Raw genomic sequence first — 16,740 nt, 5'->3', positions numbered from 1 at the left:
GTTTAGAACGGAGGACATTATGTTTGTAGATCAGGTCAAAGTATATGTAAAAGGCGGCGACGGCGGCAACGGGATGGTTGCGTTTCGCCGTGAAAAATATGTGCCGAAAGGCGGCCCTGCCGGCGGTGACGGAGGAAAGGGAGGAGACGTCGTTTTTGAAGTGGATGAAGGTCTCCGTACCCTGATGGATTTTAGATACAAAAAGCATTTTAAAGCGATTCGCGGCGAGCATGGCATGTCCAAAAACCAGCACGGGCGAAATGCTGATGATATGGTCATTAAAGTCCCGCCAGGCACCGTTGTGACAGACGATGATACAAAGCAGGTCATCGCTGATTTAACAGAGCATGGACAGCAGGCTGTCATTGCAAGGGGCGGACGAGGCGGAAGAGGTAATTCCCGCTTTGCTACACCGGCTAATCCTGCGCCTCAGCTTTCAGAAAACGGCGAGCCGGGAAAAGAACGCTACGTTGTTCTTGAATTAAAAGTGCTTGCGGATGTCGGACTTGTCGGATTCCCGAGTGTTGGAAAATCCACATTACTGTCTGTTGTCTCATCTGCAAAACCGAAAATTGCGGACTACCACTTTACAACGCTTGTCCCAAATCTCGGCATGGTTGAAACGGATGACGGACGCAGCTTTGTTATGGCCGATTTACCGGGACTGATTGAAGGCGCACACCAAGGCGTAGGGCTTGGCCACCAGTTTTTGCGTCATATCGAACGGACACGGGTTATCGTTCACGTCATTGACATGTCGGGCTTAGAAGGCCGTGATCCGTATGAGGATTATGTGACGATTAACCAGGAGCTGAGCGAGTACAACCTGCGTCTCACTGAACGTCCGCAAATTATCGTTGCAAATAAAATGGACATGCCGCAGGCTGCGGAAAATCTTGAAGCCTTTAAAGACAAGCTGACGGATGATTACCCGGTATTCCCGGTCAGTGCGGTGACAAGAGAAGGACTTCGTGAGCTTCTGTTTGAAGTCGCCAATCAGCTGGAGAAGACACCGGAATTCCCGCTGTATGACGAGGAAGAGCTTACACAAAACCGTGTCATGTACACGATTGAAAATGAAGAAGTGCCATTTAACATTACACGCGATCCAGACGGTGTATTTGTGCTTTCCGGAGACAGCCTTGAGCGGTTATTCAAGATGACTGATTTCTCACGTGATGAATCGGTTAAACGGTTTGCAAGACAAATGCGCGGAATGGGTGTTGATGAAGCACTCAGAGAACGCGGAGCCAAGGATGGAGATATTATCAGGCTTCTGGAGTTCGAATTTGAATTTATTGATTAATGATGGCAAAAAGGAGAGCCTGGATGTCAGGCTCTCTATTTTAAAGGGGGGATGCAAATGAAAGAGGAGACATTTTACCTTGTCCGTGAAGATGTATTGCCCGATGCGATGAGAAAAACATTGGAAGTCAAAAAGCTGCTTGATCGAAAAAAAGCAGATTCAGTGGCAGATGCCGTTCAAAAGGTCGATTTAAGCAGAAGTGCGTTTTATAAATACAGAGATGCTGTTTTTCCATTCTACACAATGGTTAAAGAGCAAATTATCACACTTTTCTTTCATTTGGAGGACAGGTCAGGTGCGTTATCTCAGCTTTTGCAGGCTGTAGCGGATTCTGGAAGCAACGTTCTTTCCATTCACCAGACCATTCCGCTTCAAGGGAGAGCAAATGTGACACTGTCTATCAGTACGTCTGCCATGGAAGAGGACATTCATACGTTAATGAATAAGCTTAGGAAGTTTGACTTTGTAGAAAAGGTTGAAATATTAGGCTCAGGTGCATAAGGGAGAGAATATCGTCATGAAAGTCGGTTACTTAGGTCCAGCAGCTACATTCACACATCTAGCAGTCAGTTCTTGTTTTCAAAACGGCGCCGAACATGTTGCTTATCGAACCATACCGGAGTGTATAGATGCGGCAGTTGCAGGCGAAGTTGATTTCGCTTTTGTTCCTTTAGAGAATGCGTTAGAAGGATCAGTAAATTTAACGATAGACTATTTAATACATGAACAGCCAATGCCAATCGTGGGTGAAATGACATTGCCGATTCATCAGCACTTGCTCGTCCATCCTTCGAGAGAGAGTGCATGGAAAGAGCTTGACAAAATTTACTCGCACTCACACGCGATTGCGCAATGCCATAAATTTCTCCATCATCAATTTCCTTCTGTTCCATATGAATACGCCAATTCAACCGGGGCGGCAGCAAAATTTGTCAGTGACCATCCCGAGCTGAATATCGGGGTCATTGCCAATGACATGGCAGCTTCTACATACGAATTAAAAATTGTGAAACGAGATATACAGGATTATAGGGATAATCATACGAGATTTGTTATCCTGTCTCCTGATTAAAACATTTCATTTGAAGTTAATTAAAAATTGAGTTCACGGCCCAAAACGACTCTGATGGTAATGCTTCCGCAGGATGAACCAGGGGCGCTGCACAGAGTGCTGTCTGCTTTTTCGTGGAGAAACTTAAACTTGTCAAAAATTGAGTCACGTCCGACTAAAACCGGATTAGGCCATTATTTTTTTATTATTGATATTGAGAAAGCGTTTGATGAGGTATTGATTCCGGGTGCCATGCAGGAGCTCGAAGCTCTTGGCTGCAAAGTAAAGCTTCTAGGTGCATTTCAGTCCTACCAATTATAAAAAAGCCCAATAAGGGCTTTTTTTTAGTCTTTAATTAAAATACCTGCTTCCTCGAGTGCTTGACAGGCTTGGTCGATGCGGTGTTCATCGGGTGCTGTCAGAGTGTGGAGATGCACACCGTCAGTCAGCTGTGATAAATAGGCGGCATTCGTTGAATTGATTTTTTCAATGAAATTGCTAACTTCCTTCCGGGTGCCTACTTGGATGGCTGCAGTTAAATCCCCGTATACGGGATGCTCGATTTTTACGTCTTTTACTGTAACGCCTTCGTCCACGATGAGCTGCAATTCCTCTTCTGTCCGTTCAGGACTGTGCAGACAAGCTATGATTCTTTCGGCCTGCTGGTGCTGCTGAGCGGCTGCATCCATGTATACATATCCTTGGCTTGTGGCGATAATCGGTTCATTTTTCGCTTTCAAGAGCGATATGTCCTGTACAATAACCTGTCTTGAAACGTTCGCTTTTTTTGCGAGTTCTCCTCCTGTAAGCGGTGATGTGGATTCCTTCAGCCACAGAAGAAGCTGGTCACGCCTGTTGGCGCCCATAAGCTTTAATTCTTCGGTCAATATCGAATTCTCCTTTCTTTTGTTCCCAAAGCGCTGTAAACGTATGTAATAACTTATCCAGCTGTTTAGCCGTTGTATGCCTTCCAAAAGAGATGCGGATAAATTGCAAGGCTTCTTGTTCTGTTTTTCTTAATGCTTTCATCGTTGCAGACGGACCGTGATAACCGGCAGAACAAGCGCTGCCCGTTGAAATGCAAATATTACTCCGATTACATTCTAACATAACATATTGTCCTTCAAATGAGTGAAAAAAACACCCAACAATATGCGGAAGACATTCCGTTTGTGCAGCGTCTGCCGCAAGGGTTACAGGGAGAGAGCGAATACTGATTTGATCTAAAAAGTAGGTTCTTAATGTCTTATTGCGGGATATCTGTTTATCCATTTCGCTTATGATTAGCTCCGCAGCGGCAGTAAAGGCTCCGATTCCGGGGACATTCACGGTGCCGGCTCTGAATCCATGTTCGTGAGTGACGAGAGGATAAACGGGTTTCCAAGGGACATTGGGCCGAATATAGACCGCGCCCACTCCTTTAGGGCCGTGGATTTTATGGCTGGACACTGAGAGTGCATCTATTCCCAAATCTTCTGTATTGATCGGGATCTTTCCAAACGTTTGAACAGCGTCGCAATGAAGAAGAATACCCTTTTTGTGCAGGTATGAAGACAGCCGTTGAATGGGCTGAATAATTCCGGTTTCAGAATTTGCATGCTGAATAGATACCAGGCCCGTTTCCGAACGGACATGAGCAGCCAATATTTCCTCGGTAATAAGCCCGTATTCATCCGGTTCAATGATTGTTACATCAAATCCATGCTGTTCCAGAAAAGCAGCACAGCTATGAATGGACTGATGCTCCATGGCAGTCGTAATGAAATGTCTTTTTGTTTTTGGCAGGCCGTTTAGCAATGATTGAATGGACAGAAAATTGGATTCAGAGCCTCCGCTTGTAAAATAAATGCCGCTAGCTTCTCCGCCAATAATATTGGCGATTTTTTCGCGGCAGTACTCCAGTATGTGCTTTGCTTTTCCACCCGCATCATGCAGGCTGCTGGCATTTCCGTACATATCCATGCTGAGCTTCTGATATACGTTAAGGGCTTCCTTACAAATAGGCGTTGTCGCTGCATAGTCTAAATAAATCATCCGGTCTTCCTCCATCCGTTCTCCATAAAAAACTCTTGAGTTTATTTTATCCTTGTGTAAATATAGGTGTCAAGACAGGTGTAAACAACAGGAGGGTGGCATATGTCTAAAAAGACGATTGCAGTCATCGGTTCAGGGGCGGCGGCACTTTCTTTAGCGTCAGCTCTCCCGTCTTCATATGAAGTGACTGTTATCACTAAAAAAAGTGTCAAAAGTAGCAACTCTGTCTATGCGCAAGGCGGCATTGCTGCGGCTTATGCGAAAGGTGACTCGATTCAAGCCCATTTGAGGGATACGTTATATGCAGGATGCGGACATAACGACCTTGCAATTGCAGCAGACGTTTTACATGATGGAAAAAACATGATTCAAAGTCTATTGGAGAATGAATTTCCATTCGACCGCAATGAACAAGGCGATGTTTGTCTTGGTAGAGAAGGAGCCCACACATACAACCGTATTTTTCATTCGGGCGGAGACGCAACAGGCAGACTGCTTGTTGATTATTTGCTGAAACAGATCGAAAGCAAAATCGATTTAATCGAGCATGAAACAGCGGCAGATTTGCTTGTTGAAAATGGACGCTGTATCGGCGTCATGACAAAAGACAGTCAGGGGCAGATCAAGGTAAGACATGCGGATGAAGTTGTGCTGGCGGCTGGCGGATGCGGGAGCCTGTTTCTTCACCATACGAACGATTCATCTGTCACAGGTGACGGCCTTTCTTTAGCTTACCGTGCCGGAGCGGAATTAACTGATTTAGAGTTTACCCAGTTTCACCCGACACTGCTTGTGAAAAATGGTGTTTCTTATGGGCTTGTTTCAGAAGCAGTCAGAGGGGAAGGTGGATGTTTAGTTGACGAAAATGGCCGCCGCGTTATGGCTGGACGACATCCTTTAGGTGACTTGGCTCCAAGGGACATCGTCTCACGGGTTATTCATGAAGAACTGGCAAAAGGAAACCGCGTTTACATCGACTGCAGTGCGATTTCTGATTTCGAAGCACGTTTCCCTACCATCACCGCTATTTGTGATAAAGCAGGGGTTGATATTCAAAGTGGAAAAATACCTGTTGCTCCGGGAATGCACTTCTTGATGGGAGGGGTTTCAGTTAATTGCTGGGGGGAAACGACAGTGCCGGGGCTTTATGCGATTGGAGAGACCGCATGTACCGGTTTACATGGAGCCAACCGGCTTGCGAGCAATTCTTTGTTGGAGGCGCTGGTGTTTGGAAAAAGAGCAGCAAAGCATATTATGCAAAAACCGGTTTATAACAGGCAATATCAATCATCATCAGACATCAGCGTAGTCTACAAGGTGCCGAATATAGAGGTGTATGAATTGCAAAGCAGAATGACAAGCCACATGTCTATCTTGCGGGAACAAGGCAGTTTGATTGAGCTGAGCAACTGGCTTGATATGCTGCCTTTTCAGGAAATGAATGTGAAAGACATCACATTACCTCAGCTGGAGCTTTCTCATTTATGGCAGGCTGCAAAGCTGATGACATCTTCTGCGCTTTTGCGGGAGGAAAGCAGAGGGGCTCACTACCGCACCGATTTTCCTCAAGCTGATGTGCGCTGGCAAGGAAGACAAATTGTCCATACAAAAAAGGGAACAAGGATTATAAAAAACGAGGGGATTTGGAAAAATGAATCTGTTAAAGCTGAAAAAATTGTTGAATCACTTTTTTCTTGAGGATATAGGCATGGGGGATCTTACATCGCAGTCTATCTTTGGAGAACAGAGCTGTGAAGCGGAGATTGTTGTAAAGTCAGACGGTATCTTTGCAGGAGCTGCGGTGATAAAAGAAGGCTTTGCTTTATTAGATGAAAATGTTCAAATCATTATACACAAAAAAGATGGGGACATGTTGCGAAAAGGTGAAGTGATTGCCGTGTTAAGCGGTCCGGCGGCTGCGCTTTTATCAGGAGAGCGGGTCGTATTAAATCTTATTCAAAGGCTGTCAGGAATTGCGACGATGACAAGGGAGGCTGTCCGTAGGCTGGATGATGAACAGATTAAAATTTGTGACACGAGAAAAACAACACCGGGGCTGAGAATGCTGGAAAAATACGCTGTCAGAGCGGGTGGCGGGTATAATCATCGGTTCGGTTTGTATGACGGCGTCATGATTAAAGACAATCATATTGCAGCATGCGGCTCTATTTTAGAGGCATGCCGAAAAGCGCGCCAGACTGTGGGGCATATGGTAAATATCGAAGTGGAAATTGAAACGGAGGAACAACTGCGGGAAGCAATTGAAGCAGGCGCAGATGTTATTATGTTTGACAACTGCCCGCCTGAGACGGTCCGTCATTTTGCAACTCTCACACCGGGCCATATAAAAACTGAAGCTTCGGGCGGGATTACGCTAGAATCTTTGGCTGCTTATAAAGGGACGGGAGTGAATTATATTTCTTTAGGATTTTTGACTCATTCCGTCAAAAGTTTAGATATCAGCATGGATGTTACACTATCAAAGGAGGAATGCCGTTATGTCAATTCTTGATATGATAAAACGATCGAATGATATGATGCCTGAAGGTTACAAAGGAATGTCGAGAGAAGAAATGGAAACTCGTGTTGCCGCCATTAAGAAAAAGTTCGGCAGCAGGCTCTTTATACCGGGCCATCATTATCAAAAAGATGAAGTGATACAATTTGCTGACCAAACAGGTGATTCCCTGCAGCTGGCTCAAATTGCGGAAAAAAACAAAGAAGCTGATTATATTGTTTTTTGTGGCGTGCACTTTATGGCAGAGACCGCTGATATGCTGACAGGAGAGGAACAAACGGTCATCCTGCCTGATATGAGAGCAGGGTGTTCGATGGCCGACATGGCTGACATGCAGCAGACCAATAGGGCGTGGGAGAAGCTTCAGCATATATTTGGAGATACGATCATACCTTTAACTTATGTGAACTCCACTGCGGAGATCAAGGCTTTCGTCGGTAAGCATGGCGGAGCGACTGTGACTTCTTCGAATGCGAAAAAAGTGCTTACATGGGCGTTTACTCAGAAAAAACGAATTTTATTTTTGCCTGATCAGCATTTAGGGAGAAATACGGCTTCTGATCTGAATATCGCGCTTGAGGATATGGCTGTGTGGGATCCGATAAAAGATGAATTAGTAGCTGAATCTGAGCATAAGAATGTGAAAGTGATTTTGTGGAAAGGGCACTGCTCTGTTCACGAAAAATTCACCACAAAAAATATCCATGATGTGAGGGACCGTGATCCTGATATACGGATCATTGTGCATCCGGAGTGTTCACATGAAGTCGTGACACTAAGTGACGACAGCGGATCTACAAAATATATTATCGATACAATCAACCAGGCTCCGGAGGGAAGCAAGTGGGCAATCGGAACAGAAATGAATCTTGTTCAGCGGATTATTCACGATCACCCCGATAAACAAATCGAATCACTTAATCCTGACATGTGCCCGTGTCTGACAATGAACCGAATCGATTTGCCGCATTTGCTGTGGTCTTTGGAACAAATAGAAAAAGGAGAACCTTCGGGCGTGATCAAGGTGCCAAAAGCCATTCAGCAAGATGCCCTCCTTGCTCTGAATCGAATGCTTTCGATCACGTAAATCAGAAATATTTCCCCTCCTGTACTCATAACTTCTTTTGTTCAGGCATATGTTGTGAAGAAACATATTGTAATCAAAGCTGAACTGTTCACGTTTTGCATAGGAGGGGAAAACGTTGAAAATCCATATCGTTCAAAAAGGCGATTCGCTCTTGAAAATAGCTGAAAAGTACGGAGTCGATATTGAGGAAGTGAAGAAGCTTAATACACAGCTCAGCAATCCAGACTTAATCATGCCTGGAATGAAAATAAAAGTGCCGTCTGAAGGTGTCCCAGTCAGAAAAGAGCCACAAACAGGCAAAAGTCCGGCGCCTGGGAAGCAAGATCATCCATATGCGAAAGAGAAGCCTAAATCCGTTGTTGACGTAGAAGACACAAAGCCGAAAGAAAAGAAGTCTGTGCCGTATGTCCCGCCAATGCCTAATTTACAGGAGAATGTGTATCCTGAAGCTGATGTGAACGATTATTATGATACGAAACAGCTTTTCCAGCCTTGGTCGCCTCCTAAACCGGAGGAGCCGAAAAAACAACATGAGGGAAATATGGATCCTATGTATCACATGCAAGACCAAGATCAATTTCCACAACAGGAGGCTATGAGTAATATGGAAAATGCAAATTATCCGAATATGCCTAATATGCCAAAGGTGCCAGAGGTAGGCGGTATGGAAGAAGAAAACGTTCAACACACAGTTCCGAATATGCCGGCTGTTCAGCCTTATCATCATTATCCGGCTCATTGCGTGCCATGTCCCGTTCCTGTTTCACCAATTCTTCCAGGGTCAGGATTATGCCACCCGTACTATCCGGCACAACCTTATCCAATGTATCAGCCACATGGATACCAGCCAAGCTTTGTATCACCTCAGTATGATCCGGGTCAATATGATAACCAGTATCATGAAAACACTCATCACGGACATTTCGGTTCATATGGAGCGCCTCAATATGCATCTCCGGCTTATGGATCACCGTATGGACATATGCCGTATGGCCCTCATTATGGCACTCCTCAAGTGATGGGTGCATACCAGCCGCCAGCGGCCCCAGGATACATGCCGTACAAAGATCATGACGATTGCGGCTGTGACGATGATCACCAGCCATATTACTCCGCACCTGGCTATTCCGGACATTTAGCATATGGAACACCTAATATGCCATATGGCGGAGCGAATCCAAATCCAAATCCAAATCCGTATGCGGCCGGAGCCTCTATGCCAATGGCGAATCAGCCTTCTGTAAACCAAATGTTTGGCCGGCCGGAAGAAGAAAATGAGTGATTGTTCGGAACGATGTAAATCGTTCCTTTTTTTTGTTTAGGCGCAGATCACAGTCAACTGGACAGAACTGACACGCTTAATATGCCCCTCAACCGCACATGATAAAAACGAGCAAACATGCTCAATTCGTCCACGGGGGGTTTTTCCATTGGGTAAAAAAATGATGATCACAAGCTTGATTCTAATGACAGCGGGCTTAACAGCATGCGGAGCAAACGATAATGCTCAGAATGATACACGCAATAACGGCAATACCCGTCCAATCGGATACTATTCAAATGAAAACGACACTGATAGACAGGAAGAAGGAATGGTCGACAATGATGGTCCTGTTACTGAATTAATGGAGGACCAGAATGGCGATAAAAACACCACGAATGTGAATAACCGTGACCGTGTTACTGCTGACGATCGCGTTCCTTTGGCAACTGATGGAACATATAACAACACGAATAACAGAAACATGAATCGGAACGCAACGAACAACGGATATGATAACCAAGAAAACAGAAGACTGGCTGCAAAAATTGCCAACCGTGTGAAACAAGTGAAAAATGTAAATGACACACAAGTGATGGTAACGGATGACCGAGTAGTCGTCGCAGTCAGAAGCCATACAGACTTCACAAAGTCCGACAGGGATAACGTAGCAAAGGCGGCGCGCAATTATGCGAATGGCCGTGACGTTCAAGTGTCCACAGATAAAGGACTGTTCAGAAAACTTTATAAAATGAACACCCGCTAAGGATGAAGGCTGCCGGAAGTGATGTTCGGCAGCCTTTTCATTGCAACAGCAATCAATACCCAATAAAGTAGTGTACATAGATAATGTAAAAGAAGGTGAAAATGTGGCAGGCCATTCCAAGTGGAAAAACATCCAAAAAAGAAAAAATGCGCAGGATGCAAAGCGCGGGAAAATATTTATGAAGCTTGCGAAAGAAATCTATGTGGCAGCGAAAGAAGGCGGAGCTGATCCTGAAGCAAACTCAGCATTGCGTCTTGTCATCGAAAAAGCAAAAGGCGCCAATATGCCGAATGAAAATATAGACCGTGCCATTAAAAAAGCTGCGGGGAGCTTAGATGGAAGCAGCTATGAGGAAATCACCTATGAAGGCTATGGCCCATCAGGGATTGCTGTGATGGTTGAATGTGTAACAGATAACAAAAACCGAACGGCCTCAAATGTGCGGACAGCGTTTAATAAAAATGGCGGAAGTCTGGGAGAAAGCGGATGTGTAGCCTTTTTATTTGAACGAAAGGGATTTATTGCAATCGACCGTACAGACAGGCAAATAGAAGAAGATGAGCTCATGCTTGATGTGCTGGAAGCTGGGGGAGAAGAGCTGCAGAATGAAGAAGGCCAATATAGGGTATTAACAGAGCCCGATCATTTTGAAGAGGTAAAAACAGCTCTCGAATCGAAATATCCAATTTCTTCGGCAGAGGTGACCATGCTACCGAAAACCTATGCAGAGGCCGATGATCAGGCTGTTGAAAAGCTGGAAAAATTGATCGACATCCTTGAGGATGACGATGATGTTCAAGAAGTGTATACTAATTATCGCTCATAAAAAACCGGCACGATGTCATATCGGGCCGGTTTTTGTACCTTCAAGAGACACGCTCATTTTCATGAGTGTATTCTTTCTCCCAGAAATCAGCATTTTTAATCCCCAGCGCTTTTGGATCAAAGACCGGGTCTAAGCCCTGCTTCTTTTGGCGCTCGTAATCCTCTAAAGCGAGAAGTGCCGGTTTGGCTAGCAGCACAATTGCAATGACATTCAGCCATACCATAATGCCGAGCCCTGCATCGCCTAATGCCCAAGCAAGAGAAGCGGTTTTCACAGTTCCATAGAACGTCGCGGCTAAAATAATCAGTTTTAAGCCAAGCATTGCCCATTTGCTTTCTCTGCCTCGTGCTAAATAGGCAATATTTGTTTCTGCGATGTAGTAATACGCCATAATTGTTGTAAGTGCGAAGAAGAATAATGCGATGGCAACAAAGCCTGCACCGAATCCGGGAAGAACATTGTCAATGGCCGCTTGTGTGAAACCTGGCCCCGCCTCTACGCCTTTAATTTGATGAACGATATAGGAACCATCTGCAGCCTGAGTATTGTACATGCCGGTAAACAAGATCATGAAGGCTGTAGCGGAACATACAAATAATGTGTCGATATAAACAGAAAATGCCTGAACCAGCCCCTGCTTGACCGGGTGGGAAACTTCTGCAGCGGCAGCCGGATGCGGGCCTGTTCCCTGGCCGGCTTCGTTTGAGTAAATGCCTCGTTTGACACCCCAGGAAATCGCCATGCCGACCAGGCCGCCAAAAGCGGAATCTAAAGCAAAAGCGCTTTTGAAAATCAATGAGATTACAGCAGGCAATTCAGAAACATTCGTGACAATAATGATGAAAGACAGCAGGATATAACCAATGGCCATAAACGGAACAATCATCTGCGCGGCACTGGCAATTCGTTTGACGCCGCCAAAAATGATAAACCCTAATAATAAAACGAGAACACAGCCCGTAATGGCAGGAGAGATGCCGAATGCATTTTTGACGCCAGCCGCAATGGAGTTGGACTGCACGCCCGGCATCAGAAGGGCCATTGCAATAAGGGCAGCAGCGGCAAAAAAGACGGCAAACCACTTAATGCCTAAGCCCTTTTCAATATAATAAGCCGGACCACCTCGATATTGGCCGCCTTGTTTTACTTTGTAAATTTGGGCAAGAGTTGACTCAACAAAGGCGCTCGCAGCACCGATAAAGGCAATCGCCCACATCCAGAACACCGCACCGGGTCCGCCGAATGCAATTGCTGTCGCCACACCCGCAATGTTTCCTGTCCCCACTCGTCCTGACAGCGCAATCGATAATGCTTGAAAAGAAGAAACGCCAGCTTCAGAGCTCTTTCCTTTGAACATCAGATCAATCATTTCTTTCAAATGTCTGACTTGTAAAAAACGGGTCATAATAGAGAAGATTAATCCAATACCCAATAAAATATAAATGACGGGGGTACTCCATAAGACTGCGTTTAAACTGGTAACAAAATCTGCCATCAAGCTTCCTCCCCACTGCATTTTGAATACATGTATAAAAAGGATTTTGGGCTAATCGAACTATTTTTACAATCGATTTGTCACATTATATGACTGGTAATTATCAATAAGAGAAAAGAATAAATGCCGCGTATTGATTACGCTGTGTTGTTCTAAAATGTCACCACCTATCAGGTTCATGTTATCTTTACATTTCCTTAAAATTCCCTCAATAAAGCGGTGGTATGATGAAATAAAACAAATAAAGGGTGAGGGGAGACAGAGATGGAGAAAACGTATTGTCATTCCAGCGAGAATGGCACAGAAACGGTCTACTTAACTGTGAGAGGCTATCGAATTAAGCTGTCGCCTGAACAAATGAAACTGATTTCTGCCGCCAGAAAGTAAAAATATATGAACGAAGGCAGCCGCTTGTGCGGCTGCCTCTTTGATTTAAGAATATTTTCTTTTCCGCTGTGCGAAATGTTTTTGGAACCAATCTTTCTTATATAAAAATGCGATAATCTCCAGCCAGAAACCCGGAATCTTTTTGGGGAATATCGGTTTTTTGTAGAGTGCATGATAAGCTGATTTTAAATCGTCCCACTGGGTGCACGTTTTTGTCTGTTCGAACCTTGCAACATCAATCACCCGCACTGCCCCGGTTTCTGTCAAAATCAGATTCCTTAAATGAATGTCTGACGGGTTCAAGCCGGCTGCCCGGGCGTCAGAAAGTGCTTCTTCAACCTGCTGAATCATGTCATCACTGATCGCAATGCCTTTCTTCAGACAGTTATAAAAGGTTTCGCCTTTAATATATTCCATGAGAATAAATGAATCACCAGTTTCGTAAATGTCAGGGTAGAATGGGGACCCGGCTAATTTTTCATAGATCGCGGCTTCTTTGACGGCTGTCGCTTGATACTCCGGAAAAAATACTTTCAGCGCCATTTTTCGATCGCCCTCTGTTAAGGCAAACACATAGGCGCTTCTTCCCTTGCCGATTAGTGTTAATTCCTCAGATTTTTCTTTGACTTTATCAAATCTGCTGTTCTTGCGGTATATGACTGAATGGGCCAGTGCCTCTGCTCTTGTCAGCATTTCATTCACCTTCTTTGCTCTATTTTATGCAGTTGTTTATAGGAAAATCATAAACTGTTCAGGAAAAAGAGCCTAATTCTAGTGTATCTGGTCTTGAAGAAGAAGGCTACCTATAAGTATTAATTGTGATAAAAGAGACATAGAGCGATTATTTCCATTCTTGAAAAGCGCTTACAAATGAGATAGTATTAATTTTAAATAAAGCGCTTTCGTGAATGTTCAAGGGGGAAAAAGCCATGACAAAACAGATTGTGACAGGGATTATCGGTGCAGGGCGCATCGGCAAACTTCATGTTCAAAATATAAGCCGGATTCCTCATATGAAAATAAAAGCAGTCTCTGATATTCAGGTAAGCCGTATAAAGAGCTGGGCCGACAGTCATCAGATTGAATACATAACCTCTGATTATCGTGAGTTATTACATGATCCGGATATTGACGCTGTTTTTATTTGCTCACCGACAGCCTTACATGCACAGATGATAAGAGAAGCAGCCGAGGCAAAAAAGCATATCTTTTGTGAGAAGCCCGTCAGTTTCTCTCTGGACAAAACAAAAGAAGCGCTTGCGGCTGTCCGGAAATACGGGGTTGCACTCCAAGTCGGATTCAACCGCCGTTTTGATCCTCATTTTAAGAAAATCAAAACAATTGTTGAAAGGGGTGAAATCGGTACCCCTCATTTATTAAAAATTACGTCGCGGGACCCGGAGCCCCCGAATATAGATTATGTCCGTACTTCAGGCGGCTTGTTTATGGATATGTCAATCCATGATTTTGATATGGCCAGGTATATTATGGGAAGCGAGGTGGCGGAAGTGTATGCAAAAGGGGCGGCTCTGGTGAATCCCTCTTTTGCAGAGCTGGGCGATATTGATACGGCTGTCATTACACTGACTTTTGAAAACGGTGCCATGGCTGTGATTGACAACAGCCGCCAAGCTGTGTACGGGTATGACCAGCGAGTCGAGGTTTTCGGGACGAAAGGCTCTGCAGCGGCGGACAACAGCAGGCCGACGACGGTTGAAGTGTCAACTGCTGATTTTGTGATGAAGGATAAACCGCATTTCTTTTTCCTTGAACGTTATAAGGATGCGTATGAGGAGGAGATTGTTCGGTTTGCAGAAGCGATTGAAACAAACCGGGAAACTGCCTGCACCGGCAATGACGGTTTTCAGGCGGAAAGGATCGCCAGAGCGGCACAGCAATCGCTTGCTTTTGGCATGCCTGTCAGTATTGAGCATACTGAAAAAGTCGCTTTTTGACCAAACGGGATTACAATTCAGCAAGCTTGGGTATAGAACCTCCATTGATACTTTATAAAAAAGTAGGCGGTGGAGAAAATGAATATAGCACATCCTAAAGGAAATGTTTTGGATAATATCGGAATTCCTTCTCACATGGTTTGGGGTTATATCGGCGTTGTCATCTTTATGGTTGGAGACGGGCTCGAACAAGGCTGGCTGTCTCCTTTTCTCGTTGATCATGGTCTCAGTATGCAGCAATCCGCATCATTATTTACCATGTACGGCATTGCTGTCACCATCTCGGCTTGGCTTTCAGGCGCGTTTGTCCAAACTTGGGGGCCAAGAAAAACGATGACTGTCGGCTTGCTTGCATTTATCCTCGGTTCGGCCGCTTTTATCGGCTGGGCGATTCCTCATATGCATTATCCGGCTCTCTTAGGCAGCTATGCACTTAGAGGATTGGGATATCCCCTGTTTGCATACTCTTTTCTCGTGTGGGTGTCATACAGCACCTCTCATCATATTCTCGGAAAAGCCGTCGGCTGGTTTTGGTTTATGTTTACGTGCGGTCTTAACGTGCTCGGGCCGTTCTATTCCAGCTTTGCGGTTCCGGCTATTGGAGAAATCAATACGCTTTGGAGCGCTTTACTGTTTGTGGCGGCAGGCGGATTCCTCGCCCTGTTTTTTAACAAAGATAAATTTACACCGGTACAAAAACAAGATCAGCCGAAATGGAAAGAACTGTCGAAGGCATTTACAATTATGTTTGAAAACCCTAAAGTCGGCATCGGCGGTGTGGTCAAGACGATTAATGCCATAGGACAATTCGGATTTGCCATCTTTCTCCCTACTTATTTAGCGCGTTACGGGTATTCTGTTTCGGAATGGCTGCAAATATGGGGGACGCTGTTTTTTGTGAATATCGTGTTTAATATCATTTTCGGTGCAGTCGGAGATAAACTTGGCTGGCGCAATACCGTGATGTGGTTTGGCGGTGTTGGGTGCGGCATTTTTACGCTGGCGCTTTATTACACGCCTCAGTTGATCGGGCATCAGTATTGGGTGCTGATGATTATCGCTTGCTGTTACGGTGCGGCATTGGCTGGCTACGTGCCATTAAGCGCGCTTTTGCCGACGCTTGCACCTAATAATAAAGGTGCTGCCATGTCAGTCTTGAATCTGGGATCTGGTTTATGTGCGTTTATCGCGCCGGGCATCGTCAGTCTTTTCATTGGACCGCTCGGTGCAGGCGGGGTTATTTGGATCTTTGCGGTATTGTATTTTTTCAGCGCTTTTCTGACACAATTCTTGACGATTTCTGAGAAAAGCGCCGATGTGTATACAGAGGAACGATTTATCAGAGAAAACGTGCAAACAAATTTAGAGAAAACGGTTAAGCAGTAGCCTCATTGGTCAAACTAGTCATAAACGTGTGCAAAGAGGTGTAGAGGGTGAAACGATTCAGCACGGCGTATCTTTTGCTGGGCATTCTTTGCTCAGCCACAGCATTTCTAATAGGTGATCCGCCCCGCGCGCTTGGAGCGGAAGTGGAGCACTATGAACCGCTGCAGGTGCATGTGCAGCTTGAGAAAGTGTACTTGGACGGAGATGTCAGCATTGAGCATAAACATGAAAAAGTGCTTTCTACGGATGATTTTTGGGCAGCCTATGCCGGCTGGACTCTTGTCGAGCAAAAAAAGGGGTATGTGCTCTTCAGGAAGCAAATGGACGATATTTCTCCGCTCAGTAAGGTAAATGGGTATATCGGTGTTTCGGACAATGGAGTGATCTCCACTTTTCATGGTCGGCCTGAGTCAGCTTCCGAACCGATTCAGTCTTTTTTTCAAATTGATTTAGAAAGGCTGGAAAGCCATATGCAAAAAAATTTGTTGAAAGGCATTCCATTCCGGACCAAAGCGGAGTTTGAGGATGTTATAGAACATATAAAGACATACAGCGGGTAACGTCCGCTGATTGAAGACATGTAATCATGTCTTTTTTTCGTAGGAGAATGAGAGAGAAGCGAACGTATGTTAACTTTTCTATAAGACTTTGGCTGTTTTTATGGTACA

The 16,740-nt window shown here is 44.9% G+C and carries 16 protein-coding genes and 1 pseudogene; 13 read left to right on the top strand and 4 right to left on the bottom strand.

Going from position 1 to position 16,740, the window contains the following annotated elements:
- The first annotated feature begins 19 nt into the window (after window positions 1-19).
- The 3 genes and pseudogenes from obgE (at window position 20) to pheA (ending at window position 2,678) form a co-directional block, all read left to right on the top strand.
- Window positions 20-1,306 (top strand): GTPase ObgE, encoded by a 1,287-nt coding sequence (gene obgE, locus MOF34_RS00200; RefSeq protein WP_019715249.1) that lies wholly within the window; start codon window positions 20-22, stop codon window positions 1,304-1,306.
- A gap of 57 nt (window positions 1,307-1,363) precedes the next feature.
- The gene (gene thrR, locus MOF34_RS00195) at window positions 1,364-1,807 is read left to right on the top strand and encodes a transcriptional regulator ThrR (protein ID WP_003222630.1); all 444 of its coding nucleotides are present in this window, start codon (window positions 1,364-1,366) and stop codon (window positions 1,805-1,807) included.
- 16 nt (window positions 1,808-1,823) lie between these two features.
- Window positions 1,824-2,678, top strand: a pseudogene (gene pheA / locus MOF34_RS00190) (prephenate dehydratase).
- A 23-nt stretch (window positions 2,679-2,701) separates the two neighbouring features.
- On the opposite strand, the gene MOF34_RS00185 reads toward pheA, so the two are convergent.
- Window positions 2,702-3,244, bottom strand: coding sequence for a transcription repressor NadR (locus tag MOF34_RS00185; RefSeq protein WP_019715247.1), 543 nt, complete (start codon window positions 3,242-3,244; stop codon window positions 2,702-2,704).
- Complete coding sequence (locus tag MOF34_RS00180) at window positions 3,204-4,391, bottom strand: IscS subfamily cysteine desulfurase (protein ID WP_268397812.1); 1,188 nt, start codon at window positions 4,389-4,391, stop codon at window positions 3,204-3,206. The genes MOF34_RS00185 and MOF34_RS00180 overlap by 41 nt, the downstream gene beginning before the upstream one ends.
- 102 nt (window positions 4,392-4,493) lie before the next feature.
- Here MOF34_RS00180 and nadB point away from each other — a divergent pair, with 102 nt between their 5' ends.
- The 6 genes from nadB (at window position 4,494) to MOF34_RS00150 (ending at window position 10,849) form a co-directional block, all read left to right on the top strand.
- Window positions 4,494-6,089 carry an L-aspartate oxidase gene (gene nadB, locus MOF34_RS00175; RefSeq protein ID WP_268397810.1) on the top strand — a complete coding sequence of 532 codons (1,596 nt, stop codon included), beginning with the start codon at window positions 4,494-4,496 and terminating at the stop codon, window positions 6,087-6,089.
- Window positions 6,043-6,903: a carboxylating nicotinate-nucleotide diphosphorylase gene (nadC, locus tag MOF34_RS00170; RefSeq protein WP_268397809.1), complete on the top strand. Its 861-nt coding sequence runs from the start codon at window positions 6,043-6,045 to the stop codon at window positions 6,901-6,903. The genes nadB and nadC overlap by 47 nt, the downstream gene beginning before the upstream one ends.
- Window positions 6,890-7,996: a quinolinate synthase NadA gene (gene nadA, locus MOF34_RS00165; protein WP_268397808.1), complete on the top strand. Its 1,107-nt coding sequence runs from the start codon at window positions 6,890-6,892 to the stop codon at window positions 7,994-7,996. The genes nadC and nadA overlap by 14 nt, the downstream gene beginning before the upstream one ends.
- Before the next feature lie 115 nt (window positions 7,997-8,111).
- Window positions 8,112-9,278 carry a spore coat assembly protein SafA gene (safA, locus tag MOF34_RS00160; RefSeq protein WP_268397807.1) on the top strand — a complete coding sequence of 389 codons (1,167 nt, stop codon included), beginning with the start codon at window positions 8,112-8,114 and terminating at the stop codon, window positions 9,276-9,278.
- 148 nt (window positions 9,279-9,426) lie between these two features.
- Window positions 9,427-10,023: a YhcN/YlaJ family sporulation lipoprotein gene (locus MOF34_RS00155; protein WP_268397806.1), complete on the top strand. Its 597-nt coding sequence runs from the start codon at window positions 9,427-9,429 to the stop codon at window positions 10,021-10,023.
- 103 nt (window positions 10,024-10,126) lie between these two features.
- Window positions 10,127-10,849, top strand: a complete 723-nt coding sequence (locus tag MOF34_RS00150; RefSeq protein WP_268398059.1) for a YebC/PmpR family DNA-binding transcriptional regulator — start codon at window positions 10,127-10,129, stop codon at window positions 10,847-10,849.
- A gap of 40 nt (window positions 10,850-10,889) precedes the next feature.
- Here the strand turns inward: MOF34_RS00150 and MOF34_RS00145 are convergent, their stop codons facing one another.
- Window positions 10,890-12,344: an alanine/glycine:cation symporter family protein gene (locus MOF34_RS00145; RefSeq protein ID WP_268397805.1), complete on the bottom strand. Its 1,455-nt coding sequence runs from the start codon at window positions 12,342-12,344 to the stop codon at window positions 10,890-10,892.
- Window positions 12,345-12,608: 264 nt separating this feature from the next.
- Between MOF34_RS00145 and MOF34_RS00140 the strand changes: the two genes are divergently transcribed.
- Complete coding sequence (locus MOF34_RS00140; RefSeq protein WP_268397804.1) at window positions 12,609-12,731, top strand: hypothetical protein; 123 nt, start codon at window positions 12,609-12,611, stop codon at window positions 12,729-12,731.
- 45 nt (window positions 12,732-12,776) lie between these two features.
- Here MOF34_RS00140 and MOF34_RS00135 read toward each other — a convergent pair whose 3' ends face one another.
- Complete coding sequence (locus MOF34_RS00135) at window positions 12,777-13,424, bottom strand: phosphotransferase (RefSeq protein WP_268397803.1); 648 nt, start codon at window positions 13,422-13,424, stop codon at window positions 12,777-12,779.
- 236 nt (window positions 13,425-13,660) lie between these two features.
- On the opposite strand from MOF34_RS00135, the gene iolG reads away from it, so the two are divergent.
- From iolG to bofC, 3 genes are all read left to right on the top strand, one after another.
- Window positions 13,661-14,686: an inositol 2-dehydrogenase gene (gene iolG / locus MOF34_RS00130; RefSeq protein WP_019715236.1), complete on the top strand. Its 1,026-nt coding sequence runs from the start codon at window positions 13,661-13,663 to the stop codon at window positions 14,684-14,686.
- Window positions 14,687-14,764: 78 nt separating this feature from the next.
- Entirely contained in the window at window positions 14,765-16,072 is a 1,308-nt protein-coding gene (locus tag MOF34_RS00125) for an MFS transporter (protein ID WP_268397801.1), read from the top strand.
- Window positions 16,073-16,119: 47 nt separating this feature from the next.
- Complete coding sequence (gene bofC, locus MOF34_RS00120; protein ID WP_268397799.1) at window positions 16,120-16,632, top strand: sporulation cell-cell signaling protein BofC; 513 nt, start codon at window positions 16,120-16,122, stop codon at window positions 16,630-16,632.
- Window positions 16,633-16,740 lie beyond the last annotated feature (108 nt).

Origin of the sequence: Bacillus sp. T17B1, assembly GCF_026796395.1 — a bacterium.
GTDB classification, from domain to species: domain Bacteria; phylum Bacillota; class Bacilli; order Bacillales; family Bacillaceae; genus Bacillus; species Bacillus spizizenii_A.
Note: the sequence above shows the minus strand (reverse complement) of the source record. Positions and strands in the feature narration are given on the sequence as shown.